Source organism: Candidatus Hydrogenedentota bacterium, assembly GCA_019695095.1.
In the GTDB taxonomy this organism is placed as follows: domain Bacteria; phylum Hydrogenedentota; class Hydrogenedentia; order Hydrogenedentales; family SLHB01; genus JAIBAQ01.
Genome location: JAIBAQ010000232.1, coordinates 1 through 7,995 on the forward strand (window position 1 = coordinate 1; position 7,995 = coordinate 7,995).

A 7,995-nucleotide genomic window follows, 5' to 3' on the forward strand; every position below is an offset into this window, starting at 1 on the left:
CGATGCGATGCGTAATAGTCCGTCAGCCCGAAATAGGCGGGGTCTGTCACACACTGTTCAAACCACGTGACGCCGCCGTTTGTGTCGTCACTGCCCACAATTCCTACCGCAAGGCCTCGCCGGGCGATTTCCTGCTTGACCTGCGCGTGTATTTCGCGATAGCGCTCGAAGGTATATCCCGATCCCACGAAGTAACCGTTGGGTTCGTTGGTCAGGGTCCAGTCACGCACGCAGGTATAGCCCTTGACCTTGGTCAGGTGCTCCAGCAAGGCGCCAATCGCGCGCCCAGCTTTCACGGGGTCGCCATACGGGTCCTTTACGCCCCACTCCACACCGGTCACATTCACCCGCGCCCCGAGCTTCTGATAGAGATCGAGCGAACGGTAGTGACTCTGCATGTTCGGCGTCTCGAAATCGAATGTCTCCCAATCGCCGCTCGGATTCCAATCCTTGTACCAGAAGAACATGCGTATGTAGTCGGGGTCCATCCAGGTGATGCGTTCTTCCCGCAGCGCATAATCTTCTTCCGTCACGCCATGGGATTTGTTCACTTCGTTGTAGAACCAGCCGTCGTCTTCCGCGCCAAATCCGATGAGCGACGCACACGCTACGCGGTCCGTAACGGTGATCGCCACCGGACCTGTGGGCGGCTCTCCGACCACACCCGGCGTGCGCGCCAAGCTCACGTTCGCGAAATAGGCGTCGCCACGCCCATTGAGCAGCAAGCACAGACGCGTCCGCACCGCACCCGGCGGCACAATCGTGTCGATGGCGAGGTTTATCCACTGCCCCTGAGGGCGTGCCTGTCCCGACTGCGAGAACGTGATGCGTTTCCCTTCGGCATCGAAGTAATCGATACTCATATACGCGCCCGCGCCGTTGGTGACGCCGACGCCTTTTGCTTCCCCGCGCGCCTCCAACAGGTCGCCCGGTTTTGCATCAATCACTTGCATCAAAGCCGGATAACCCACTTCGGCATCGGCAGGTACAGAAATGTGCGCAACCGTTTTCCCGTCCTCTTGCCCAGCGGTCATCGAGATAGCCGGCACGGTATTGGTCCAGCCGGTTATACCGTCTGAAAAGGTTGGATTTACGAGCACGTTCGTGCCGGTAGCAGACATCACGGCAAATAGAAGCGGCAGGCCAATCATGCGAATCTCCTTCTGTGGAATGCGCACATAGTACACGCCGTGGATGAACAACCCAATTCGGACAATACGGAAACGTCACGGCGAGGCCGGGAGTATGCCCAACAGGACGGCAGGCGCCGCCAGCAGGCTCGAAATAACTCTTCAATCTCAGTATGCTTACCGTGACGCTTGCGCAAGCAAACCCTGCATCGTTCGTGTCGCGGCGCGCGTTCGGGGAACAAGCAGTAAGTGCGCGGTAGTTGGTTCGCCACATCTTCTCCGCGGCAAGGGGGTACCATGTTCCCGCGATTCCTACAGTCTGTTCTTTTTGCCTGTTTCTGTCTGTGCGCTGTCTTGCAGGCGTACGCCGCGGAACGCGCGGAAGTTCAATTTCCAGACTTACCCGGCTACCAGACGCTGAAATGCGACTTCCATATCCACACCGTATTCTCGGATGGGCTTGTTTGGCCAACGGTGCGCGTTGAGGAAGCGTGGCGAAACGGACTCGATGTCATGGCCATTTCCGACCACATCGAGTATCTGCCTCACAAAGAGGACGTGACCACCAATCTGAATCGATCCTACGAAGTGGCCAAGCCTTTCGCCGACAAGTTGCATATGATTCTCATCAAGGCCTCGGAGATCACGCGCGATGAACCCCACGGGCATTTCAACGCGCTTTTCATTACTGACGCGAACGCCCTAAACGTGGACAACGAACAGGACGCCATTCGCATTGCCAACGAGCAGGGCGCCTTTGTGTTCTGGAACCACCCCGAATGGAAGCGCAAGGGCGAAAGCACGTGGGGAGAGATTCAGCAGGGATATCTTGAGAAGGGATGGATGAAGGGCATCGAACCGTTCAATGCCGGCGAATTCTATCCCACGGCGTTCAAGTGGGGCATCGAGAAGAATCTGACCATCTTGGGTAACACCGACATTCACCGGCCAATCGATGACCTCTACGACTATCACATCGGACAACACCGCACCATGACCCTGGTATTTGCAACTGAAAAGTCGGAGCCTGCCATAAAGGAGGCCCTTCTCGCGCGGCGGACGGTGGCCTTCAGTGACGACAAGCTGCTCGGCGAGGAGCAATGGGTCAAACCCCTCTTCAATCTGGCCGTGTCGGTGCGCGACCGCGATGCCGTGCTGAAGGGGAAAGGCGAGTATATGGTCGGCATCCACAATGCCTCCGCGTGCTCGTACGATCTGGAAGCCACGTCAAAGGGGGAAGGATTCACCTATCCGCAAACACTTCATCTCCCCGCAGGCAAGACCGTCATGATGCTGCTGAAAGGCGAGGGCGGCGTGGCGGCCGGTACGAAGCAGGTGAGTCTGCCTTATCGTGTGCAGAACGTACTCACGGCCCCCGAAAAGCCGCTTGAGGTCACGCTCGATCTCAATGTTCAGTTTGTGGAGTAGTTGTCGACGCGGTAAGTACCTACAGACTCCGTTCCCCAGGATGTCCCTGTGTGCATCCTGCCCCGGCAGCTTTTGCCCTTGTCGGGCAAGGATTTCCTCACCGAACGTCACGTCTTAGGTCGGATCTTCTCACAATTCTAACTGCTAAAGGGACTTGCGATTCCCGCCGATAATAGGAACACGGGTTGCTCTCCCGCTTGGTAAGCCGTTCTGTGGCTGCGCATGGAAGCGTGGCGACCAGGCAGTGGTAGATACAGGAGGTGTCCGTGGGTACCCTATTCAGCGCACTTGATATCGGACGGTCGGGATTGCATGCAGCGCAACTGCAACTTGACACCGCCGGACACAATATTGCCAACGTCAATAGGACGGGGTATTCCAGGCAGCGCGTCGAACTTGCCGAACGGTCCCCCATATTCACATCCGAGGGCGCTATCGGCCGCGGCGTAGGCATTGAGACAATTGCCCGGATACGCGACACGTTCCTTGACGAGGCTTACGTCCGGCAGTCCCCGGCATTGGGGTTCGCGGAAGTGCGCGCCCAGTACTTCACGTTGATCGAGGACTCCTACCTCGAGCCTACAGACAACGGGTTTGGCACGCGCCTCACCGACTTCTTCGACGCCCTGAACGATTTCGCCAACAACGTCGAGTCGGCATCGGTCCGCGAAGCTTTTCTGACGGAAGCCTCGTCGGTCGCCTCAAGTTTGAACGACTTGATCTCACGGTTCGACCAGCTACGCACAAACGCCAACGAAGAAGTGAAAAACCTTGTACCGGAAGTGAACTCTCTGGCCACGCAAATTGCCGCGCTAAACGTGCAAATCCGCGACACCGAAGGGTTTGGCCAGCCCGCCAACGACCTGCGAGACGAGCGGCAGGTTCTCCTGGATGAACTTTCGCGCCTCATCAATATCACCACGCGCGAAGACTCAAGCGGCCAGATTAACGTCATTATTGGCAGTCAAATCCTCGTAGATACCAAAGGCGCGCGCGAGGTGATTGCATTTCGCAATGCCGGCCTCGATCCGGAACGTCAAGATTTGGTCGAACTTCGGTTTGCCGATGACAATTCCCTCGTCGAAGTGCGTGATGGTGAAATCTACGGCGCCATCACCATTCGTGATCAAGTTCTCGTTGAACAGGATGCCCAGATCGACGAATTGGCCGCAGCATTGATTTACCAAATCAATCGCATTCACAGTCAAGGAAACGGCATCGAGAACCTATCTGGGACTTTATCGAGCACCAACCTCGTGTCTGCTGCCACCGACCCGCTGGTATCCGCGGGGCTTCCGTTCACGCTGACACCAGGCACTTTCGACGTAATCGTGTATGACGGCGCTGGGACGCCGACAACCACGACGATCACCATTACGAATGCAAGCACTCTCAACAGCCTCGCCGCAGACCTGAACGCCATCCCCAACTTCTCGGCATCGGTTTCCGGCGAAACGCTGAGCTTGGGCACAACGTCTCCGTACACGTTCTCGTTTGCCAACGACACGTCCGGGGCATTGGCCGCTTTGGGCGTCAATGGGCTGTTCACGGGAACCGACGCGCGGTCTATCGCCGTCAGTCAGGATATCCTCGACAACCCGAACTGGCTCACCTCGGCGTACAGTTCCGATGTGCTCAATACCGGCGACAACTCCGCCGCCCTCGACATGGCCAACCTGCGCACGGCCCTTGTGCTGGACTCTGACTCGTCGACGTTTGACGAGTTCTACCAGTCCATTGTGACCGGATTGGGCGTAGACTCCCGGTCAAATACGCAGCAATTGGACGTGACGACCCAATTCGTCAATGACATTGACCGGCGCCGCCAGGAAGTCTCCGGCGTCAACCTCGACGAGGAAGTCGCGGGGTTGATCCAGTATCAAAGGGCCTTCGAAGCCGCCGCTCGCGTCATCACCGTTGCCGACCGTATGCTGGAGACCCTGCTCAACACAGCCGCGTAGCAGTAGCCATGCGGCGGTCTTGATCTCCTGATCGATCCGTAGATGGACCGATGCTTCGACCTCGCATCCAACGCTGTTTTTTCTGCTTCATCGCACTCCGTTCCCACGCGATTCCGCCCCTACGCCAAACCGCATAATTAGCACTTATTGCTACGCTTACGTATGCCCGCGCATTGACTCACCCCATGCGACCTGTTATCCTCATACGTCAACTATTTCCAGGTGCGTCCGTTGCGTTACCCCACGCGGCGAGGGTGGTATGTACGAAGCGTTTTACGGTCTCCGTGAGAAGCCTTTTAATCTCACGCCCGATCCCAAATTCATCTACCTCGGTGACAAGCACAAAGAGGCTTTTGCTCATCTCCTGTACGGCATTAAGAATCGTAGCGGGTTCATTATGGTCACGGGTGAAATCGGCACGGGCAAGACCACCATCTGCCGAACCTTGCTGAACCAGCTCGACCCCAATACGGAAGTGGCCTTCATCTTCAATCCGTACCTCTCTCCCGATGAGTTGCTCCGCAAGATAAACGAGGATTTCGGGATTCCTTCCAAGGCCGATTCCGTCAAGGGGCTGATAGACGAACTGAACGCCTATCTTCTTGAACGCAATGCCAAAGGTAAGAATTGCGTGCTCGTCATTGATGAGGCGCAGAATCTGACCCCGAGCGTCTTGGAACAGATACGTCTGCTCTCCAACCTGGAGACTGAATCGCGAAAACTCCTGCAAATCGTCCTCATCGGACAACCGGAGTTGATGAAGCATCTGTCTTTGGAAGAGCTGCGCCAACTCAATCAACGCATCACGGCCCGGTACCACCTGAAACCGCTCGACCGTGTGGAGACGCATCAGTACATTTCGCACCGTCTCCGGGTCGCAGGCGGCAGGCGCAGCATTCACTTCACGCCCGCCGCCGTCCGGCAGGTGTTCAAGCACTCCGCGGGTACGCCGCGCGTGATCAATGCCGTATGTGACCGAGCCCTCCTCATCGGTTACACGCGCGACACACACGACATCACGCCGGACATCATCAAGCAGGCCGTGCGCGAAATTCAGGGTGAAATGCCCAAGCGAGCGCGCTCCCCGTGGCTGCGCATGCTGATCCCGAATTCCACTATCGTCGTGGTCATTCTGGCGCTCTTGGTGGGCGGCAAATACATTGTGGACCGCCTGCCGGCGCGTCCCATCGTGACGGAAGATGCTCCCACAGAAGAGGCGGACGTCCCCTGGCGGGCAGATGCCGTTTCGCCTGTGTCTTCGCAGACGGCAGAAGCGCGCGCCGTCGATCCTACGTCGCCCGCTTCGGGTTCTGAAGCCCTACAGGCCAGCGCGACTCCCGATGCCGAGACCGTCGCACCGGTAAGTGTCGAACCTCCGTCGGTGGAAGAATACGATCCGACCTTCGCGGGGATGCTGGATCGGATTCAACCGCGCCTGGGCCTCAACGCGGCGGTTGTCGGCGTGTTGGGCGCGTGGAACATGGCCATTCTGCAATATCCTAAAGGCGACTCCGTGGAGTCCATTGAGCAGTTCGCAAAGGACTACCGCCTTGCGTGCGAAGTTCTTCCGCTGACCTTCGACCAAATCGACGTCATCAATCTGCCCGTGATGGTGCGTCTGCATGGAAACAAACAAGCGATCTGGTGTGCCATCGTCGGCACCGAATTCGACGAATACCGCGTGACTACTGGCATGACCTCTACAACGCTCATTCCCCGCGACGAACTCGCCCATTACTACAAGAACGAGGCCATCATTCTCTGGCGCGATCCCGCTCCCGAAGCCCCCATTCTCAAACCGAGCATGTCGGGCGAAGACGTTCAGGTGCTTCAGACGCAACTACGCGCCGTCGGCCGTATAGACAAAGTCCCGAATGGTGTCTACGACAAAGCCACTGCCGACGCCGTCGCGCGCCTACAAGCCGATACCGGTATCGTTGCGGACGGTACCGCGGGACGCCAGACTCGAATGGTCCTTTACAGTTGGATGCCGGGTTTCAATACTCCGGACCTTCGCCAGCTTCCGCCTCCGATTCTGCCCATGGATCCTCCTGAATCGATGGTGGCATCTTCCAAGCAACCTGAGCCGGCTGTTTCGCAGACGCCGACAGCCGTTGAGCCTCAATCTGCTCCGCCGGCACAAGAGCCTGTACCTGCACCAGCGCCCGCGCCCGCGCCCGCGCCCGCGCCCGCTCAGGAGCCTGCACCGGCACCGGCACCGGCACCTGCCCCTGCCGCACCCGAACCCGCTCCGGTGGCACCCAGTTCGGAAGCGCCCGCGCCCCAACCGAAAAACACTCCCGAACCTTCGCCTGCCACACCGATGCCCGACCCAGCGGCCCAGGCTTCGGTAAAGGTTGAGGACGTTCCACCGCCTGCGCCTCCGAGCGCCCCGCAGCCTGCGGAAAAGCCCGCTCCCAATCCGCCTGTTGTGTCGCAGGATGAATCGGGCAGGGCGGTCACGGCTCCGTCGAATGGTGGCCTGCCCCTGGTTCCGGCAGACCCGGATGCTGTGGAGGGCGCTGGGCCGTGAGTTCCATTCTCGACGCGCTGAAGAAGCTCGAACTCGAACGCGACAAAAAGAGCGGTCAACCGACCCCTCCGAGTTACTCTCCGGGCACGACGCGCGATTTGTTAAGCGGACCCGAGCGACGCGGCCCACGAACCATCACCTTGACCCCAACCAAACTTGCCATCGGCGCTGTAGCGATTGGCGTCTGCATGGTCATGTTGTCTGTTGGCATTTCGCTGCTCATCGCCCAAGGTGCGAAAACGAGCACGGGCGCACCGCAAACCGCCGCGCAGCCTGCGCGTGTGGCTTCGGTGATGCCAGCGAAGCAGACCTCCACGGTTCAGCGGTCTCCCTCTGCCGCTGCGAAACCCGCAAAGACGGAATCGAAGCCAGCCGCAGGAGCCGTACGGCATCCACAAGCACCGGCAACTCCCCAAGTCCAAGCTACGGCTGCTGCTCCGGCTTCGGTACAGGCTCTAGCGACTGTCCCTGTCCCGGTGACGCCTCCCGCCCCGGCGCAATCGCCTGCGGTTGTCGCGCCTGAGACCAAAGAACTGGTCGTTACTGAGCAGGCCGTGGCTATACCTGAGCCGCCGGCGTCGTCGTCTCCGCGATTCGCTCAGAAGCCGGAGACACCCGCCAAAACCCCGGAGCCTCCAGCCAAGACGGCGAAGGCTCCTGAACCGGCGCAGGCGCAGGCCCCCGTTCCTGTGGAAAAGGAAACCCCAAAGAAGGCTCCCTCTCCGGAAAAGCCTGCCGAACCGGAACGCATCGTTGTGGCGAAAGCCCCCGAAAGCGCCAAGACCCCTGAAGTCTCAAAACCGGCAGATGAGCCCAAGACGGTTGCGAACGATACCGTTGCGTCACGGTCCGATGATCCGCCAAAACCGTCGGTTAGGCAGAAAGAATCGAACGATTCCGAGACTAGGCCCCTCGATGGAGAGGAGGCCAAGAGCCTCTCTGA

At 58.9% G+C, this 7,995-nt stretch carries 5 protein-coding genes; 4 read left to right on the top strand and 1 reads right to left on the bottom strand.

Features of this window, described 5'->3' with window-relative positions; genetic code table 11:
* On the bottom strand, positions 1-1,151 hold a 1,151-nt coding region (locus tag K1Y02_23425; protein MBX7259333.1), incomplete at its 3' end, for a hypothetical protein.
* A gap of 276 nt (positions 1,152-1,427) precedes the next feature.
* Between K1Y02_23425 and K1Y02_23430 the strand changes: the two genes are divergently transcribed.
* From K1Y02_23430 to K1Y02_23445, 4 genes are all read left to right on the top strand, one after another.
* Complete coding sequence (locus tag K1Y02_23430) at positions 1,428-2,558, top strand: histidinol-phosphatase (GenBank protein ID MBX7259334.1); 1,131 nt, start codon at positions 1,428-1,430, stop codon at positions 2,556-2,558.
* A 266-nt stretch (positions 2,559-2,824) separates the two neighbouring features.
* Positions 2,825-4,519: a flagellar hook-associated protein FlgK gene (gene flgK / locus K1Y02_23435; GenBank protein MBX7259335.1), complete on the top strand. Its 1,695-nt coding sequence runs from the start codon at positions 2,825-2,827 to the stop codon at positions 4,517-4,519.
* 259 nt (positions 4,520-4,778) lie between these two features.
* The gene (locus K1Y02_23440; protein MBX7259336.1) at positions 4,779-7,052 is read left to right on the top strand and encodes an AAA family ATPase; all 2,274 of its coding nucleotides are present in this window, start codon (positions 4,779-4,781) and stop codon (positions 7,050-7,052) included.
* Positions 7,049-7,995: hypothetical protein (locus tag K1Y02_23445; GenBank protein ID MBX7259337.1), on the top strand; the 947-nt coding region annotated here is incomplete at its 3' end. The genes K1Y02_23440 and K1Y02_23445, both read left to right, overlap by 4 nt.